Source organism: Borborobacter xinjiangensis (assembly GCF_047739745.1).
GTDB lineage: Bacteria > Pseudomonadota > Alphaproteobacteria > Rhizobiales > Rhizobiaceae > Pseudaminobacter.
In genome coordinates this window covers 145,198-161,785 of the sequence record NZ_JBLLVA010000007.1, presented here as the reverse complement: position 1 = coordinate 161,785, position 16,588 = coordinate 145,198, and the positions used below count along the sequence as shown (strand labels likewise).

Annotated in this window: 17 protein-coding genes; 1 reads left to right on the top strand and 16 read right to left on the bottom strand. The window is 63.1% G+C overall.

The features are described from left to right. Positions 1 to 32 precede the first annotated feature (32 nt). The 8 genes from tilS to ybgC all read right to left on the bottom strand — a co-directional run bounded on the left by tilS (position 33) and on the right by ybgC (position 7,637). A complete protein-coding gene (gene tilS / locus ACLKMW_RS10700) occupies positions 33 to 1,379 on the bottom strand; it encodes a tRNA lysidine(34) synthetase TilS (RefSeq protein WP_415724444.1) in 1,347 nt (448 codons plus the stop codon). Positions 1,380 to 1,400: 21 nt separating this feature from the next. Continuing rightward, positions 1,401 to 2,465, bottom strand: coding sequence for a tol-pal system protein YbgF (gene ybgF / locus ACLKMW_RS10695; RefSeq protein ID WP_415724443.1), 1,065 nt, complete (start codon positions 2,463 to 2,465; stop codon positions 1,401 to 1,403). A 153-nt stretch (positions 2,466 to 2,618) separates the two neighbouring features. After that, positions 2,619 to 3,128, bottom strand: a complete 510-nt coding sequence (gene pal / locus ACLKMW_RS10690; RefSeq protein ID WP_415724442.1) for a peptidoglycan-associated lipoprotein Pal — start codon at positions 3,126 to 3,128, stop codon at positions 2,619 to 2,621. Between the two features lie 202 nt (positions 3,129 to 3,330). Further along, positions 3,331 to 4,647, bottom strand: coding sequence for a Tol-Pal system beta propeller repeat protein TolB (tolB, locus tag ACLKMW_RS10685; RefSeq protein WP_415724441.1), 1,317 nt, complete (start codon positions 4,645 to 4,647; stop codon positions 3,331 to 3,333). Positions 4,648 to 4,685: 38 nt separating this feature from the next. Beyond that, positions 4,686 to 5,750 (bottom strand): hypothetical protein, encoded by a 1,065-nt coding sequence (locus tag ACLKMW_RS10680; protein ID WP_415724440.1) that lies wholly within the window; start codon positions 5,748 to 5,750, stop codon positions 4,686 to 4,688. Between the two features lie 6 nt (positions 5,751 to 5,756). After that, entirely contained in the window at positions 5,757 to 6,212 is a 456-nt protein-coding gene (tolR, locus tag ACLKMW_RS10675; protein WP_415724439.1) for a protein TolR, read from the bottom strand. Between the two features lie 11 nt (positions 6,213 to 6,223). Then, positions 6,224 to 6,934, bottom strand: a complete 711-nt coding sequence (gene tolQ / locus ACLKMW_RS10670; RefSeq protein WP_415724438.1) for a protein TolQ — start codon at positions 6,932 to 6,934, stop codon at positions 6,224 to 6,226. 235 nt (positions 6,935 to 7,169) lie between these two features. Further along, the gene (ybgC, locus tag ACLKMW_RS10665) at positions 7,170 to 7,637 is read right to left on the bottom strand and encodes a tol-pal system-associated acyl-CoA thioesterase (protein WP_415724437.1); all 468 of its coding nucleotides are present in this window, start codon (positions 7,635 to 7,637) and stop codon (positions 7,170 to 7,172) included. Between the two features lie 59 nt (positions 7,638 to 7,696). Here ybgC and ACLKMW_RS10660 point away from each other — a divergent pair, with 59 nt between their 5' ends. Then, the gene (locus ACLKMW_RS10660) at positions 7,697 to 8,941 is read left to right on the top strand and encodes a glycoside hydrolase family 5 protein (RefSeq protein WP_415724436.1); all 1,245 of its coding nucleotides are present in this window, start codon (positions 7,697 to 7,699) and stop codon (positions 8,939 to 8,941) included. A 174-nt stretch (positions 8,942 to 9,115) separates the two neighbouring features. On the opposite strand, the gene ruvB is transcribed toward ACLKMW_RS10660, so the two are convergent. The 8 genes from ruvB to ACLKMW_RS10620 form a co-directional block, all read right to left on the bottom strand. Then, the gene (gene ruvB / locus ACLKMW_RS10655; RefSeq protein ID WP_415724435.1) at positions 9,116 to 10,153 is read right to left on the bottom strand and encodes a Holliday junction branch migration DNA helicase RuvB; all 1,038 of its coding nucleotides are present in this window, start codon (positions 10,151 to 10,153) and stop codon (positions 9,116 to 9,118) included. A 37-nt stretch (positions 10,154 to 10,190) separates the two neighbouring features. Continuing rightward, positions 10,191 to 10,811 carry a Holliday junction branch migration protein RuvA gene (ruvA, locus tag ACLKMW_RS10650; protein WP_415724434.1) on the bottom strand — a complete coding sequence of 207 codons (621 nt, stop codon included), beginning with the start codon at positions 10,809 to 10,811 and terminating at the stop codon, positions 10,191 to 10,193. Between the two features lie 250 nt (positions 10,812 to 11,061). After that, positions 11,062 to 11,304 carry an AbrB/MazE/SpoVT family DNA-binding domain-containing protein gene (locus ACLKMW_RS10645; RefSeq protein ID WP_415724433.1) on the bottom strand — a complete coding sequence of 81 codons (243 nt, stop codon included), beginning with the start codon at positions 11,302 to 11,304 and terminating at the stop codon, positions 11,062 to 11,064. Positions 11,305 to 11,361: 57 nt separating this feature from the next. Continuing rightward, on the bottom strand, positions 11,362 to 11,874 hold the full coding sequence (ruvC, locus tag ACLKMW_RS10640) for a crossover junction endodeoxyribonuclease RuvC (protein ID WP_415724432.1): 513 nt from the start codon (positions 11,872 to 11,874) through the stop codon (positions 11,362 to 11,364). A 67-nt stretch (positions 11,875 to 11,941) separates the two neighbouring features. Next, the gene (gene rcdA, locus ACLKMW_RS10635) at positions 11,942 to 12,472 is read right to left on the bottom strand and encodes a protease adaptor protein RcdA (RefSeq protein WP_415724431.1); all 531 of its coding nucleotides are present in this window, start codon (positions 12,470 to 12,472) and stop codon (positions 11,942 to 11,944) included. Positions 12,473 to 12,846: 374 nt separating this feature from the next. Further along, entirely contained in the window at positions 12,847 to 13,260 is a 414-nt protein-coding gene (locus ACLKMW_RS10630; protein ID WP_415724430.1) for a hypothetical protein, read from the bottom strand. Positions 13,261 to 13,391: 131 nt separating this feature from the next. Beyond that, positions 13,392 to 15,032: an acyl-CoA synthetase gene (locus tag ACLKMW_RS10625; RefSeq protein WP_415724429.1), complete on the bottom strand. Its 1,641-nt coding sequence runs from the start codon at positions 15,030 to 15,032 to the stop codon at positions 13,392 to 13,394. A 71-nt stretch (positions 15,033 to 15,103) separates the two neighbouring features. Further along, a complete protein-coding gene (locus ACLKMW_RS10620; protein WP_415724428.1) occupies positions 15,104 to 16,315 on the bottom strand; it encodes an OpgC family protein in 1,212 nt (403 codons plus the stop codon). Between the last annotated feature and the right edge of the window lie 273 nt (positions 16,316 to 16,588).

Below are 16,588 nucleotides of genomic sequence, written 5' to 3'. Positions count from 1 at the left end.
TGGACGATGCCAAGCAGAACAGCATCGATGGGTTAAGCTTTACGTTCATTGTGGCCGGCCAATGGCGGATCGGGCAATTCAGGCCCGCCGAGCAGGGTGGTGACGACCCGCGCCGGCGCCAGATCGAACGACGGCAGGAAGGATGCCCACGGCGCTGCAAGGGCTGTGGCGGCAACGCCATAGCTGCCAATGCCGCCGGGAAGCGGGCCAAGGCAGGTCTCGCCGCGCCAAAGCGCCGGCAGGCCGGCAAGCGACCGCCGAACCAGGCTCTGCGGCGCGTCATGCGGCGGAAAAGCCGCTTTTGCAGCGTTTTCCGGGCCCATGGGTGCGACGACCAGTCCCGCCGCCGGGGCTTCGACGCGGAGGCGGTATCTGCCGTCCCACAGCGCGCCGTCGCGAGGCGGCGCGGGGTCGGGCAAATCGCGCGCCTCTCGGTGGAGGAAGATGCCGCCCGACCGCTTGTCGATGACCGCCCGCGACAATGTGGCGCAAAACGGCGGCCCGCCCAGGCGGTCGAAAACGGAAGCGGCGCGCGCTTCGTCGGGCAGGAACGACGCGCCACCGACGCAGGCAAGCAGGATGCGCCAGGCGTAGATTGCGGCCTCGCGATTTGCCTCGTCGGAGAATGCGTGGTCAAGACGCACCAGGCCGGGCGCCGGACTGCCTGCATGCGTTCGAATAAGGGCGGCGGCTTCAATGCCGAGGCGGATACGATGGCCAGCCGCCGCGTCGGCGATAGTAAAGGCGGCACGGAAAGTGTCGCTGTCGCCCTTTAGCGTGGCGCGCAGGCGCGGCCGCTCGAACGTCTGGTTGGTATTGGTCGGATCGTCCAGCCAATCGACACCACGCAGCCGCAGGAAATCGCGCAGCGCTTCGCGGCGCACGGTCAGAAGCGGCCGCACGATCCAGACCGCTCCGTCAAAAAGCGTTACCGGAGCCATGCCGGCCAGACCGCGGCCTTGTCCGCGCGCCTGGCGCATCAGCACCGTTTCGGCCTGGTCGTCGGCGGTGTGGCCGGTGAAGATGAGATCCGTGCCCTCAAGCCGTGCGGCTTGCGCAAGCAGTTCATAGCGCGCCCGACGTGCGGCGGCCGGAATGCCGGTGGCGGGCTTTTGTCCGCGCCAGCTCATGATGCGATGCGTGATGCCATGACGAGCGGCCAACCGGGCCACGGATGCGGCTTCTTCGCCGGACCCTTGGCGCAACGCATGGTCGACGGTGACGGCGACCAGTCGCGTGGTCGGAGCACAATTGTCGAGAAAGGATTTCAGCAGGAAAAGCAGCGCCAGCGAATCGCTGCCACCGGAAACGGCCGCAATTACCGCGCTGCGCGAGGCGAAATCATAGCGCGAAAGAAGGGGAACAGGGTCGATAGCCACAGGAAGACGGTTTCGGTGCGATCAGCACGCAGCAAGCGCCTGTTCCTGTTTGACGCGGTCTTTCAGCGCGCTGCCGGCATCGGGGTAGCGCTTGCCGATTTCGCTGAAGGTAGCGCAGGCAACGTCGCGCTGGTTCAGGCCGACAAGCGAGATGCCGAGCTTGAGGAGCATGTCGGGCGCCTTCTTGGACTTGGGGTAGTCCTTGTTGGCTGCAAGAAAAACCTCGGCCGCGTCGCGGTATTTCTGCTGGCCGAGCAGCGCTTCGCCAAGCCAGAAATGCGAGTCTGCCGTCTTCGGATCGGCGGGGAAGCGGGCGATGTGGTCACGAAACCCGGCCTCCGCCGTGCCGTAGTCGCCCGATAGGATGAACTGATAAGAGTTTCGATAGAGTTCGTCCGGGTCGTCGGTGGCGGGCAAGGCGGCCACGACGGTGTTGTCGGCGGCGCCGCCGTTGGACTGCGTCTGCGCGCTACTGTCGACAGCGCCATCCCCAACACTGCCGCTCTTCACATTGCCGTTTTCATCGAAGGTGATCGTGCCGAAGGTTCTCGGCGGCGCGCCCTTTGCGGCTCCGGCAGCATTCGGGCTCTGGTTGGCGCCAATGATCTGCTCTACGCTCGACCCCGATGCAGCCGCCGTGCCCTGGCTTTGTGCCGCATTCGTCTGCCCGCCCGAAGGCGTCGCGGAATTCTCCGCGACGCTCCGCTTGGCCTTGCCGCCAGCGTCGGACTTCTTCTCAAGTTCCTGGAAGCGAAACTCGTTGTCTTCCTGGATTTTGCGCAGTTGCTCCTGCATTTGCAGAATCTGGAAGTTGAGTTCCTCGATAGTGCCGTTGAGCGAGCGCACCTGCTCCTCGAGCGCGGTGACGCGCGGGTCGCCGGCCTGGGCCAACTGCACGGTGCCGGTCGTCGCTTCGCCGAACACTCCCGGCAGGCCGGTCGTGGGAACGGGCACGGCATGTCTGGAACTGCCGGTCTGGAAAGTGTCGATGGTGGCGTCTGGCGTCAAAGCGCCGTCGCGCGCAAAGGCTGCGCCCGAGAGCAGGAGCACGGCCAGCGTGCCACTCAGGATAGATCGAAAATACATGTGCCTCTCGTCGAACTGAACGGAAGATCGCGCGGATGCGCTCCGCCTTTTATCAGGACGTGAGACTTCGGCCAAATTTTGTTTGTTGGGGCCCGATAGAAAAGGCGACCCGAGAGGGCCGCCTTTTGAAGCGATGTGTTGCCGATCTGCCGATCAACTGCCGGCGCCGCTGAGCGTAGTGACGGCGCGGCGGTTCTGCGACCAGCAGGAAATGTCGTCGCAGACGGCGACTGGCCGTTCCTTGCCGTAGGAGATGGTGCGGATACGGTTGCCGGCGACGCCGCGCGAAACCAGATAGTCGCGGGTGGCTGCGGCGCGGCGGGCGCCGAGCGCCAGGTTGTATTCGCGCGTGCCGCGTTCGTCGGCATGACCTTCCACGACGATTGCGTAATTGCTGTACTGGTTCAGCCACTGCGCCTGGCGGCTGAGGATGCCCTGCGCATCAGCCCGGATCGCGGATGAGTCGAGATCGAAGAAGATGCGATCGCCGACATTGACGGTAAAGTCCTGCGCCGAGCCCGGCGTGGCCGCGCCGGCGCCGCCGCCAAGGCCGAGGTCGGCCGCACTGTTCGGCGTCTTCTTCGAGGCGCAGCCGGCGATCGTCAGAGACGCCATCAGAGCGATGGCCACGGGGTTTGTTGCCAATTTAGCGATGCGGCGCATTCCCGCCTCTCCTTCGAATTTGAGTGATTTCGTTGATGGACCAATAACCACATTGGGGTTAATCGCCATTCAACGAACTTGGTTAAGATCCGGTTACAGTCATCGCAGCGAACTGATGAGTCCCACGCTGTTCACCCGCGCACCGTAGGCGAAAATACGGCGGAAACGCGGCGTTTTCCCCGCGGTGCCGGAGTTTGCACCGCTATTCGAGCAGCGGCGACCAGGCGGGATCGGAAGCGTAATTCGCCGTCGGAATGGCCTGTTCGTTGCGTCCGGTAAGGTCGATCGAGTGCAGCTTGGGGCCGCCGGCGCCCGGAGCGTCGCGGAAGAACATCAGCACGCGGCCGTTCGGCGCCCAGGTCGGGCCCTCCTGCTGGAAGCCCGTCGAGAGGATGCGCTCGCCGGAGCCGTCGGTGCGCATCACGCCGATCTGGAACTGGCCCCCCGCCTGCTTGGTGAAGGCGATCAGGTCGCCGCGCGGCGACCACACCGGCGTGGAGTAGGTGCCTTCGCCGAAGGAGATGCGGGTCTGGCCGGAACCGTCGGCGCCCATGACGTAGATCTGGGCCCGGCCGCCACGGTCGGAGGTGAAGACGACCTTGGTGCCGTCCGGCGAATAGGACGGCGAGGTGTCGATCGCGTTGGAGTTGGTCAGGCGTGTCGTCGAGCGGCTTCTGAGGTCCATGGCGAAGACGTTGGAATTGCCGTCGTCGCGCAGCAGGCTCATGATCACCTTCTGTCCGTCAGGCGAGAAGCGGGGAGCAAAGGTCATGCCGGGAAAATTGCCGACAAGTTCGCGCTGGCCGGTTTCGATCTGGAGCAGATAGACCTGCGGCTGGCCGCTCTCATAGGACATATAGGTGATTTCCTGCCGCGTCGGCGAGAAACGCGGCGTCATGGCGATCGAGCGGCCATCCGACAGGTAGCGCACATTGGCGCCGTCCTGATCCATGATGGCAAGGCGCTTCTTGCGCTTGTCCTTGCTGCCCGATTCGTCGATGAAGACGATGCGCGTGTCGAAATAACCCTTCTCGCCGGTCAACCGCTCATAGATCGCGTCGGCGATTATATGGGCGACTCGGCGCGAATTGGATTGCGAGGAAAAGAACTGTTCGCCGGTCAACTGCTGGCCGGCAAACGTATCCCACAGGCGGAATTCGGCGCGCAGCCTGCCATCGGCCTCGCGGCTGACGCGGCCGGTGACCAGCGCCTGCGCGTTGATGACCTTCCAGTCCTCAAAGCGCGGCGCCGCGTCCGGGTTGGAGATCTTCTCGATGAAGGCGCCCTTGTCGATGGGGGCAAACAGGCCGGACCGCTTCAGGTCGGCGGCGACGATGCCGGAGATTTCCGCGCCGACCGCGTCGGCCGACAGGAAGTCGGTGATGGCGATCGGCAGCGGCTCGACATTGCCTTTGTTGACGTCGATCTCGACCAATGCGTGCGCGGGCAAAGTCGCCAACGTGCTCAGACCGGCGGCGAGCGCGCCCATCAGCATGATCGTTTTGAACAGGTGCTTCATGAAGTTAAGCCTCTTGGTCGAATTGCGCGGATGGGCGGTCAGAACATCTCGCTGGGGTCGAAATTGACGATGACGTCCGCCCAGGCGTCGTATTTATCGGCGGGCAGGTTGTAGGGCGCGCAGCGGGCGACCGCCCGACGGGCGGCTTCGGCCGCAGCCCGCTCGACGCCTGAACTGCCGCCGCCGGAGATGATTTCAGGACTGCCTTCGAGCGCGCCGCTCGGATCGAGCTTGAACTTGACCGAGACCTTGAGCGTGTCGCCGTCGAGCGCGCCGGCCGGAATGTTCCAACAGCGCTGGACCTGCCCGCGCAACGCGTCCATCTCGCTTTGCGAAAGCTTCGAACCGCCGGTGCTCTTGTCGCCGCCGAGCGCCGCCTGTTCGGTCGACCGCTTGGCGCCGCCGCCGGATGCCTTCTCCTTGTTGAGAAGGGCCGCCACTTCGTCGGCATTGAAGGATTTCTCGGTCGATTTCGGCTTGGTGGCCGCTTCCTTGACGGGTTGTTTCTCCGCTTCCTTGCGCTCGGGTGCTTTGGCCGTCTGGGCCTGGGGCGGCTGCGGCCGCGCTGCCGGCGAGGGAGCGCTGTTCGGCAACTCGACGCTTTCGGCTTCCGGCTGCTCGGCGGCGATCGTTTCGGCCACGGGGTCGGGCTTGACCTCCTGCTTGGGCTCCGGCTGCGGGGTCACCTCGGTTGCCGGTACCGGTGTCGGCTTGGCTTCCGGCTGCTTGACTGGCTCGGGCTTGGGCTGGTCCGCCGGCTTGGGCATAGGTTCGGGCGAAGGCGGCGGTGCGTCGGCGGTCTCGACAGGCTTGGGCTTCGCTTCGGGCGTCGGCTTCTTTTCGGTGTCGACGGTGTTTTCGCCGACCTTTTGGGCGTCGGGCACGATATCTGGCCGTTTCGTCGGCTTCGGCGCCGGCTTCTCGTTCACGGTCGCGGTCTTGTCGCCCTGCTGAATCTGGGTGATATCCTCGATCGGCACGATATCGACCGGCAGCGACTCGACGTCGGCGACCTCAAGCGCGCTCGGTGCCGACAACGTCAGCATGCCGAAGGCAAGCAACGCCGCATGTATCGCAATCGAAGTGGTGAGACCGGTCTTCATCCCTGGTCAGGTGCCTTGCTCTGGTAGGCTGATCAGTCCGATGTTCTTGAAACCGGCGGCGCTGATCTCGGCCATCACCTTCATGACGGTGCCGTAGTCGGCCAATTTGTCGCCGCGGATGAAGATGCGTTCCTCATAGCCGGTCTTGGCGATCGCCTGCAGCTTGGGAACGACCTCGTTGATCGGGATGGGGGTTTCCTGCAGATGGACTTCGCCGGCCTGGTTCACGGAAATGGTGATTGGCTGCGTTTCGGTGTTGAGCGCCTTGGCCTGGGTTTCCGGCAGGTCGATCGGCACGCCGACGGTCAGCAGCGGGGCCGCGACCATGAAGATGATGAGCAGAACCAGCATGACGTCGACGAACGGCGTGACGTTGATCTCGGAAATCAGGCCGTGATGACGTCCGCGCCGCCTGTGGCCGCGCCCGCCGCGTCCGCCTCCTGTTCCTACCGACATTCCCATAGCTGGCTACCTCAGGCTTTCGGCGCGACTTTTTCATCGATTTGGCGCGAGAGTATGGCGGAGAACTCGTCCGCGAACCCCTCCATGCGCATGGCGAGCTTGCCCGCGTCCGATGACAGCTTGTTGTAGGCGATGACCGCCGGAATGGCGGCGAGCAGGCCGATGGCGGTCGCCAGAAGCGCTTCCGCGATGCCGGGGGCGACCACTGCCAGATTGGTCGATTTCGAGCCGGCGATGGCCTGGAAAGAGGTCATGATGCCGACGACCGTGCCGAACAGGCCGATGAAGGGGGCGGCCGAGCCGATGGTGGCGAGAAAACCCAGGCGACCTTCCAGCCGTTCCATCTCGCGTGTCAGCGCCAGGTCCATGGCCTTGTCGATACGGCTTTGCAGTGCCAGCGGCGATTTCGCGCCCTTTTCGAAGCTCTTCTTCCACTCGCGCATGGCAGCAACGAAGATTGCGCCCATGCCGGTGGTCTTGCGCTCTGAAAGGGTGCGGTAAAGCTCTTCCAATGACTGCCCGGACCAGAACACCTGCTCGAAGCGGTTGAGCGACAGGCGCATGCGGCCATAGGAAATGACCTTGTCGATGACGATCGCCCAGGTCCAGATCGATGCGCCGAGCAGGCCGAGCATGACCAGCTTGACGACCCAGCCGGCCTGCCAGAAGAGCGCCCATATGGACAGTTGTGCGCTCGGTTCGGCGAGTGCGAGATTTTCCATGTTCAGACAGTCCTTAATATCCCGGGCCCGGCTTGCGGCAGCCCATGCGCATCTTCCCGTGTGGTCCGTGCTTGCCCCAAAATGCGCCGTTGCCGGCCTTTTCGGGGCCAAATTTGGTAAAAGGAAGGCGCACGGAATCCGGGCGACTTTCATCAATTTCTTCATGAACCGTTATGGTTAAGGATGCGTTATGGAGCGCGCAGCGAAATCGGCCTGAAAGCGATGCTGCCGCTTGTCAGGATTTCGGCATGAAGGCGTCGACCCAGACCTTCGGAAAACGCCGTGGGCGACCGTTTTCGCCGATAATCGCCGCCTCGACGGACGCCTCGACCAGCAATTCTCCACCACGCTTCAATTGCTGTGACATCCATATGCGCGCCCCGGAAATCCGCATGGCACGCGTGTCGACTGTCAGTATGTCGTCGATGCGCGCCGGCGCGTGAAACGAGATTTCCATGCGGCGCACCACCCAGACGATCTTTTCGCCATGCTTGCCGTCGGCAAGTTCGGTGTGATGGACGCCTGCAAGCCTTAAGAAGTCCGAGCGGCCGCGCTCGAAGAATTCCAAATAGCGCGCATGATAGACGACGCCGGAAAAGTCGGTATCGGCATAATAGACCCTCGCCATCAGACGATGGCCGAAGGGCGTCAGCTCGCCGGAAATTCCAGCCATCAGCCCGTCGCGTTCACCATGATCGTCCATTGCGCTTTCCTTTTCAGGGCTGAACTGCCAGTTGTCTGCCCGGAAGTCGAGCCAATCGGATGGCATTATTGACAGGCATGATCAAGAACTGTCTGGCCGCACTTGTCCTGCTCGCCGCCGCGGCAGGCGCCGAGGCTGCGAGCTTCTCGATGAAGCGCGGCATCAATCTCGACCTCTGGACGACTTGGCCCAGCGAGGAGAGCTGGAGCGACAAGGCGGTGATCTTGCCCTTTCCGGAATGGCGAAAGTCGCTGGCCCGTGCCGATTTTGAAGCCTTGAAGGATACCGGCTTCGACTTCGTGCGCATGCCGGTCGATCCGGCGCCGTTTCTGTCGGCGAAGACAATTGCCCTGCGCGAGCAGTTGTTCGCCTCGGTGCTGGACTCGGTGCGGCTCATCAACGATGCCGGGCTGAAGGTGGTGGTCGACCTGCATCTGATCCCTTCCGAAGTCCGCTCGATCGACATGGGCAATGTCATGGCGGAGCCGGATCTTTTCGACGCCTATGTCGAGTTCGTGCGCATGATGGCGCGCACCCTGTCGAGCCAGGACCCGGCGCTCGTGGCGCTGGAGCCGATGAACGAGCCGGTGATCGACTGCGAGGAGGGAAAGAGCGATCTATGGCCGGGGCGTTTGCAAAGGCTGTTTGCCGCGGCCCGCTCTTCCGCCACGAGGCTGACGCTGGTGCTCGGCGGCGCGTGCTATTCGAGCGCCGAAGGACTGACCCGCCTCGATCCGGCGAAAATTTCCGACGACAACATCATCTGGACCTTCCATTCCTACGAACCATTTCTGCTCACCCATCAGGGCGCGACCTGGGCGGGGGATTTCATTCCTCATGTCGGCGGTCTGCCATATCCGCCTCATGCCGTGCCGCGCGCGGAACTCGATGCCGCGCTTGCAGCGGTCCGGGCGAGGATCGAGGCCGAAGCGCCATGGGCGCGGCGAAGCGGAATGCTTGCCTATCTCGGCGAGCAGATGGCGATGCTCGACACGTCCGAAGAGCTTCAGGCGGCTATGGATGCGCCGTTCGAACTGGTCGGCCAATGGGCCAAGCGGCATGGTGTGAAGCCGGAAAACATCCTGCTCGGCGAGTTCGGCATGATCCGCCAGGAATTTGAAAGCCCGCATGTGGTGCCGGCGAAATACCGCGCCGCCTATGTGCGGGACATGATCGCCCGGGCTGAAAGCCACGGTTTTGCGTGGTCGATGTGGTCTTATGGCGGCGCCTTCGGCGTCGTCGAGGAATTCGACGGCAGGAGGGCCGAGCCGGATGTGCTGGAGATGGTGCGCGGGCTGCCGTGAAGCCGAGCGGACATAGACGCAGCATCATCCCGGCCAGGGGCGAATGCGACCGGGAGCCGGACCTATTCCGTGACGGTGAAATTCGGATGGGTTCCGGATAACCTTGGCTTTCGCGGTTTCCGGGATGACGGCCGCATTGGCAGCTTCCCCACGCATCGGTCGGGGCTGCCCGCGTCATTCCTCCTGGAACAGGCTGATCTGCTGCACCGCCAGGTCGCGCGGCGCGTCCAGGCCAAGATGACCCCAGGCATTGGCCGTCAGAACGCGTCCACGCGGCGTGCGCTGGATGAAGCCCTGCTGGATCAGATAGGGCTCGATGATGTCCTCGATGGCGTCGCGCGGCTCCGACAGACCGGCCGCGATGGTCTCGATGCCGACCGGGCCGCCGCCGAAATTCATGGCGATCATCGAGAGATAGCGCCGGTCGAGCTGGTCGAGGCCGAGCGCGTCGACCTCGAGCCGGGTCAGCGCCTCGTCGGCGATCCGCCGCGAGACATGATCGGCGCCGGCGACCGAGGCGAAATCGCGCACCCGGCGCAATAGCCTGCCGGCGATGCGCGGCGTTCCGCGGGCGCGGCGGGCGATTTCCAGCGCGCCGTCGTCGCCAAGCGGCATGCCGAGGATGCGAGCGCCGCGGCGCACGATCATCTCCAACTCCTCTATCGAATAGAAATTGAGGCGGATCGGAATGCCGAAGCGGTCGCGCAGCGGGTTGGTCAAAAGGCCGAGCCGCGTGGTGGCGGCGACGAGGGTGAATTTCGCCAGGTCGATCTTGACCGAGCGCGCGGCCGGTCCTTCGCCGATGATCAGGTCGAGCTGGTAGTCCTCCATAGCCGGATAGAGGATTTCCTCCACCGCTGGGCTCAACCGGTGGATCTCGTCGATGAACAGCACGTCGCGCTCTTCCAGATTGGTCAGCAACGCGGCCAGATCGCCGGCCTTGGCGATCACCGGGCCCGAGGTGGAGCGGAAATTGACGCCAAGCTCGCGCGCCATGATCTGCGCCAGCGTGGTCTTGCCGAGACCCGGCGGACCGACGAACAGCACATGATCGAGCGCTTCGCCGCGGCCTTTGGCAGCCTCGATGAAAACCTTGAGATTGGCGCGCGCCGCAGCCTGGCCGACGAATTCGTCCAGGCTTTGCGGCCGCAGCGTGGTGTCTGCGTCTTCGCCGCGCAAATCGGGCGAGATGAGGCGGGGCGCGGAGTTCATGTCTTCCTCCTCGCATGCCGCATGGGTCCCGACAAGATCACCGCGCCAGTTCCTTCAGCCCGAACCGGATCAGCTTCGACGAATCGGCATCCTCCCCGGCGGATTTCAGCGCCGCTGATATGGCGTTGGCCGCGATGTCGCGCGAATAGCCGAGATTGACCAGTGCCGAAACCGCATCGGCGATCGGCGCCGGCGCTACGCCCTCGCCAAGCTCCTGTTTGAGGCCGATGGTGCCGGTGGCCGATCCGGCGAAGGCCGGAGCCTTGTTCTTCAACTCGGTGACGATGCGCTCGGCGACCTTCTTGCCGACGCCCGGCGCGCGGCTGACCATGGCGATGTCGCGCAGCGCGATCGCATTGGCAAGATCGGCGGGCGCGAGCGTCGAAAGAACGGCGAGTGCAACCTTCGCTCCCACCCCCTGCACGTTGTTTTGCAGCAGGCGAAACCATTCCCGCTCCAGCGCAGACTGGAAACCGAAAAGCCGGATCATGTCTTCGCGGACATAGGTTTCGATATAGAGCACGACTGCCTCGCCCGCGCCAGGCAGTGCCGCAAGCGTGCGCGCCGAGCAATGCGCGACATAGCCGACGCCATGCACGTCGACCACGCAATGGTCTTCGGCAATCTCGTCTATCGTGCCCTTAAGCTTGCCGATCATGGGAAAGTTCCGGTCATGGATGGGTATCCGGAGAAATGATTTGCAGCATCGGGAAATACGCCCGATAGCGGTTCTGATCGCGCGTCAGCAGCGCATAGCCGCGCACGGCCGCATGGGCCAGAAGGCGGGCAGCGGGAACGCTTCGGGCCGCCACTACGACGATAGGCGATATGACGGGTAGACCAGTCTTCCCAGGGACTGTCGGTATCGAAAAGATCGATCGGAATATTGGTGTCGACCAGCGTCGGCATCAATTCCTCAACAGCTTGAAGAACTCGTCCCCAGTCATGCCGCCAGGATTCATCGATCCTTTGTGGCGACGGATATGAGCCATGAAATCGGCGACCTCGCGGTCTGGGTCGGACGAGGCGGCCGGCCGCAATATGGCGACATCGCCCCGCAAGCTGAATTCCACCGCGTTTCCGGGAACGATTCCCAGCTTGCGGCGGACGTTCTTGGGGACGGTGGCCTGACCTTTTTCAGTAACGCGCATGGTAATACCTCTGCAGTATTGCTAATCCAAATGCAGAACAAGTCAAGAACATTGCCGTTATCCGGCCAGTGCGGCGAGCCTCGAAACCACGCTTTGCCGATGATGCGCATGGCAGATGGCAATGGCCAGCGCGTCGGCAGCATCGGGGCTGTCGAATACGGCCTTGGGCATCAGCACCTTGACCATCATCTGTATCTGGGTCTTGTCGCCGTGACCAACACCGATCACCGTCTTCTTCACCGCGTTCGGCGCATATTCGGCAACCGGCAGGCCGGCAAGGGCCGGCACCAGCATGGCAATACCGCGTGCCTGGCCGAGCTTCAGCGTCGCGGCTGCGTCCTTGTTGACGAAGGTGACTTCAACCGCCGCTTCATGCGGTGCCTGCCGGTGGAGAATTTCGGCCAGGCCGTCGTGCAATTGGCAAAGCCGCGTCGCAAGGCTCGCCTTGTCGTCGGAGCGCACGCTGCCGGCGGCCACGAAGCGCAGCGAATTGCCGAGCGTCTCGACAATGCCCCAGCCGGTGCGCCGAAGGCCCGGATCGATGCCGATGATGCGAATCGCTTGTGCCATCCGACGACTCTAGCCGCGCCAGGCGCCGGTGTCAGTCAAGGCAAACGAAAACAGTGCGGGGGCCGGCTCAGCCGCGGGCGAAGGCCGTGTTGAGGAGGGTGATCTGGTCGGAGACGGGATTGATGCCACGCGTCGAGGCAATTGTCGGCGTGGCGCCCCTGCCATAGATCTCGTCATCCATCCGGCGCACCAGCGCCTGGAGGCTGAGCGAATGGTTGACCAGTTCGACGAAAGCTTCCGGCAATTCGCTCCAGCCGGCGGCGTCCTCGCGGGCTGAAGCGGTGTCGAGGCGCACCTTGGATTTCTCCGCCGCGACCTGATCACGGGTCATCTCGCCGGAATTGGCGGCACGCTGCAGGAGCAGCCAGGAGGCAACCTGCATCAGTCGCGTCGTCAGCCGCATCGATTCGGCTGCATAGAGCGTTGCGGCCAGCCGCGACAATTTCTTGGCCTCGGTACGACCCATGCCGTCGAGATATTCCGCGGTCCGTTCGACGAGCCCCATGCCCTCATCGTAGAGCGGCTTGAAGGAGTGCGAGAAAATCCGCCGCTCCGCCAGCCTGATCGTCTTGGCTTCTTCCTTTGAAGGCTCGTTCATCAATACGCCCTTGAACTCTACACCGCCGTTTGGGCCATCGGATTTTCGCCAATCCCGTCCACGCCGGCCGTCACCCCAGACAGGTGCCACATCCGGTCATCGCCAGTCGCGCCACCGCCCGCCACAGGCTGTGGAAAATGCTCCCGCAGGCGGCCGAACGCAAGCGTATGTTTAACGAAAGGTTAATTGTCCCCGCCGCAGTCGCCAAGCCCCCGTCGCGGCACAAAAAAAGAGCCGCGGAAGAGCGGCTCTCAGGAGTTAACAGGGAGGCGTCAAACGAAGTGGCTCCAGCCACTCGGTAAGAATCCAGATCACTGGATGCCTATAGTAAACACTCGTAAAGCTTAATGACCGGTTAACGATCCGCGCATTTTTTAACGAAAATCGACTCGAGCCGGCCTCTCTCCCGCTTCTGTCGGCCGAATGACCGGCAGTGCGATCCAGGCGAAGACGAAGATCGCCAGGAAGAAGCCGAGCGAGGCGATGGCCACCAGCGGTTCGACCGTGGCGTTGCCGCCAAGCAGGAAGAACAGGCCAACCATGAGTGCGATGCCGCTGACCGCCGTCAGCCAGAAATGCAGCGGCGCCAGGCGCGAGGCGCGCGCCGCAGGGAAGAGATGGTAGAAGAAGGCGAATACCGCCGACATCAGCCAGCCCGCCACCATGGCATGTGCGTGCACAGGCATTTGCGTATGATCCTGGCTGATCGACATGGCCAGGCCGAGAATCATGCCGAAGATCGCGTAGACGATCGCCAGCGTGAAAAAATTGCGTGCTACTCCTTGCATTCTGGTCCCCTCGGTTTGCGTTCACAGTCGAACGCGTTGCCGGCCGGTGGTCTCATGCCGCCGATCCGAGCCGAATTTAGCACGCACGCAAACAGCCGAACAGGGAAGCGGAAGAGGGAGGCGCCCGCGCGTCAAAGCGCCTTCGCCATCTCCCGCAGCTTGAATTTCTGGATCTTTCCCGTCGAGGTCTTCGGTATCTCGGCGAAGATGACCGCCTTCGGACATTTGAACCGCGCCAGCAGCGTGCGGCAATGCTCGATGATATCGGTCTCCGTCGCGGTCTGGCCGGGCTTCAACTCTACATAGGCCACAGGCGTTTCGCCCCACTTTTCGTCTGGCCTGGCGACGACGCCGCATGAGGCGACGGCCGGATGTTTGTAGAGCGCGTCCTCGACCTCGATCGAAGAGATGTTTTCACCACCGGAAATGATGATGTCCTTCGAGCGGTCCTTGATCTGGATATAGCCGTCGGGGTGCATGATGCCGAGATCGCCCGAATGGAACCAGCCGCCGGCGAAAGCCTCGTCGGTCGCCGTCCGGTTCTTCAGATAGCCCTTCATGACGATATTGCCCTGGAACATCACCTCGCCGATGGTGGTTCCGTCGGCCGGTGTCGGTTCCATGGTCTCCGGGTCCATTATGGTGAGACCCTCGAGTGCCGCGTAGCGCACCCCTTGCCGCGCCTTCTTTGCCACCCGCCCGGCCTTGTCGAGATTATCCCACTCGTCGTGCCATTCGTTTACCGCCGCCGGGCCATAGGTTTCGGTCAGGCCGTAGAGGTGGGTCACGGCGAAACCGGCATCCGCCATTCCCGAAAGCACTGCTTCGGGCGGAGGTGCGGCGGCAGTGTTGAAGGTGACGATCTGCGCAAAGCTGCGCCTTTCGTGCTCCTGAGCGTTGATCAGCGCCGACATCACCACCGGTGCGCCGCACAGATGCGTCACCCCGTGGTCGGCAATCGCGTCATACATGGCTTTCGGCCTCACCCAGCGCAGGCAGACATGGGTGCCCGCCTGCACGGCAAGCGTCCAGGGAAAGCACCAGCCGTTGCAGTGGAACATCGGCAGGGTCCATAGATAGACGCAATGCTTGCCCATGCCGGCGTGGATCGTGTTGGCATAGGCCATCAAAGCCGCGCCCCGATGGTGGTAGACCGCCCCTTTGGGATTGCCGGTGGTGCCGGAGGTGTAGTTCAGCGAAATCGCGTCCCATTCGTCGTCGGGCATGGACCAGGCGAATTCAGGGTCGCCGCCGCTGACGAACTCCTCATAGTCGATCGTGCCGATGCGCTCGCCCTTGGGGTAGGGCGCGTCGGCGGGATAGTTGGGGTCGTCATAGTCTATGACGAGCGGCTTGACCTTGGTGAGCGTCAGCGCCTCCTTGACGACTGCGGAAAATTCGCGGTCGACGATCAAGAGCCTGGTTTCGGCATGGTCTAGCTGAAAGGCGATGATGGCGGCGTCGAGCCGCGTGTTCAGCGAGTGCAGCACCGCCTTGACCATGGGCACCCCGAAATGCGCCTCAAGCATCGCCGGCGTGTTGGAGAGCATCACGGTGACGGTGTCGCCCTTGCCGATGCCTTGTTTCGACAGCGCCGAGCCGAGCTGGCGGGCGCGTCGCCAGAAGTCGCGATAGGTGAGGCGCAGTCCCCCGTGGATGACGGCAACCTGATCGGGATAGGTTGCGGCTGCTCGCTCCAGGTAAGTCAGCGGTGTCAGCGGTTGATGATTGGCGGGATTCCTGTCTAGTCCGTTGTCGTAGATGCTGGTCACGATGTCCCTCGACGGTACTGCCTGCGCGAGAGTTTATCCGCACGAACTCGCCCCGTCATCAGGATTGCGCGCTATCGTTCGGGCGACTTCGCCATCGCGGGAAGCATGGTTTGCGGACCAGCACCGAGCGGCCTCGACAAGGCAGCCGCCTTGATCGGCTCGGCCGGCTTGGAAAGGGCGGCCTTGCCGTTCCAGCCGATCCTTTGCAGCCATTCCAGATAATAGGCGAAGCCGATCTGCAGCGCGATACCGGTCGAGATAAGGATCGCGTCGTAGAGCATGCCGCCGGGGCTGACGGTCTTCAGCACCTGCCCCAGCATCGCCAGCAAGGTGCCGGCGATGAACACCGGCAGCGAGTGCTTGCCGAGGATCGCCAGTGGATGATCCGGGCGCGTCCGCGCCAGATTCGAAAGAGCAGGAACCGCAACGATCAGGTAGCTGAGCGAAAGAACATGCAGCAGGCGCGGCAGCGAGAGGAACGTCTTGTCGAAGCCGGTCAATACCGTCGGCAATCCGAAAGAGGCGTCGATGCCCCACAGCGGCACCCGCACCCAGGCAAGCGACAGCATCACATAGGCGAGGGCGCAACCTGCCAGCCACGGGTTGAAGCCGATCCTGCCGCCGCGCCTGACATGCATCATCGCGGCGATGCCGATGACGAACAGGAACTGCCACGACAGCGGATTGAGGAACCAGAAGCCGTCTCCGGGAAAATTGCCCGGGGCGATCTGCCAGTTGCCTGCGAGGAGCCAGATCAAGCCGGAGATCGCAACCATCAATGGCAGGCTCACGGTGCCGATGAAAAGGAACAGCGGCGTCATCAACAGCACTGCCGCATACATCGACAGGATGTTGTTGTAGCCGACCTGATGGCCAAGCGTGGCGATGCCCACCAGCGCCTCAGGCGTGTCTTCGATGATCATGCGGATATTGATGAGCTTGAGCAGGTCCGGCCGGGAGAAATGCAGCGCCGCGGCCGAGAAGATCGCCAGCGTCGCAACCGTCGTCATGATGTGCGAGACATAGAGGACGCCGGCTCTGCGCCAGGCCTTCAGCGTCACCAGCAGGCGATTTTCGGGCTTGAATTTCGGCCCGTAGGCCAGCCCGACGGCAATGCCCGAGATCAGCACGAAGGCTTCGGCCGAATCGGAAAAGCCGAAATTCTTGTGCGTGAAATATTCGAAGATTGTGCCGGGCACGTGGTTGATGAAGATCGTAAGCAGCGCCAGAGCGCGGAACACGTCGATGCGGGTGTCCCGCTTTGAGGATGCAGTCGTCGTCATGGCCGCCATTGAGTTCGATACCCGCCCTTGCACTATCATCCGGTTGCGACAGTGCGATGTCGCACCAGGCGCCGCCGAACCCGGCCGTGTCTACGGTGAGGGAACGGTCGGAAGAAGGCGAGGTTCGGCAATCCCCCGTAAAATAATGTTTTGGCGATGAAACAATCCGGCTGGGTGGGGGCGGTCTCTCAAAGTCCGCGCGGCTGTTCAAGCCGCCCGTATTCCTCTATGCCCAAATCCAACCATCATCGCCCTGCATGGGTGGGCAATCCG

What these genes read in the sequence shown, in the direction of transcription:
- ACLKMW_RS10680 (WP_415724440.1), bottom strand. Translation starts at nt 5,750, where the DNA reads ATGAAGACCGGTCTCACCACTTCGATTGCGATACATGCGGCGTTGCTT.
- ruvB (WP_415724435.1), bottom strand. Translation starts at nt 10,153, where the DNA reads ATGAACTCCGCGCCCCGCCTCATCTCGCCCGATTTGCGCGGCGAAGAC.
- tolQ (WP_415724438.1), bottom strand. Translation starts at nt 6,934, where the DNA reads ATGGAAAATCTCGCACTCGCCGAACCGAGCGCACAACTGTCCATATGG.
- ACLKMW_RS10660 (WP_415724436.1), top strand. Translation starts at nt 7,697, where the DNA reads ATGGCATTATTGACAGGCATGATCAAGAACTGTCTGGCCGCACTTGTC.
- ruvA (WP_415724434.1), bottom strand. Translation starts at nt 10,811, where the DNA reads ATGATCGGCAAGCTTAAGGGCACGATAGACGAGATTGCCGAAGACCAT.
- rcdA (WP_415724431.1), bottom strand. Translation starts at nt 12,472, where the DNA reads ATGAACGAGCCTTCAAAGGAAGAAGCCAAGACGATCAGGCTGGCGGAG.
- ybgF (WP_415724443.1), bottom strand. Translation starts at nt 2,465, where the DNA reads ATGTATTTTCGATCTATCCTGAGTGGCACGCTGGCCGTGCTCCTGCTC.
- tolR (WP_415724439.1), bottom strand. Translation starts at nt 6,212, where the DNA reads ATGGGAATGTCGGTAGGAACAGGAGGCGGACGCGGCGGGCGCGGCCAC.
- tolB (WP_415724441.1), bottom strand. Translation starts at nt 4,647, where the DNA reads ATGAAGCACCTGTTCAAAACGATCATGCTGATGGGCGCGCTCGCCGCC.
- ACLKMW_RS10630 (WP_415724430.1), bottom strand. Translation starts at nt 13,260, where the DNA reads ATGCAAGGAGTAGCACGCAATTTTTTCACGCTGGCGATCGTCTACGCG.
- ACLKMW_RS10620 (WP_415724428.1), bottom strand. Translation starts at nt 16,315, where the DNA reads ATGACGACGACTGCATCCTCAAAGCGGGACACCCGCATCGACGTGTTC.
- ACLKMW_RS10645 (WP_415724433.1), bottom strand. Translation starts at nt 11,304, where the DNA reads ATGCGCGTTACTGAAAAAGGTCAGGCCACCGTCCCCAAGAACGTCCGC.
- pal (WP_415724442.1), bottom strand. Translation starts at nt 3,128, where the DNA reads ATGCGCCGCATCGCTAAATTGGCAACAAACCCCGTGGCCATCGCTCTG.
- ruvC (WP_415724432.1), bottom strand. Translation starts at nt 11,874, where the DNA reads ATGGCACAAGCGATTCGCATCATCGGCATCGATCCGGGCCTTCGGCGC.
- ybgC (WP_415724437.1), bottom strand. Translation starts at nt 7,637, where the DNA reads ATGGACGATCATGGTGAACGCGACGGGCTGATGGCTGGAATTTCCGGC.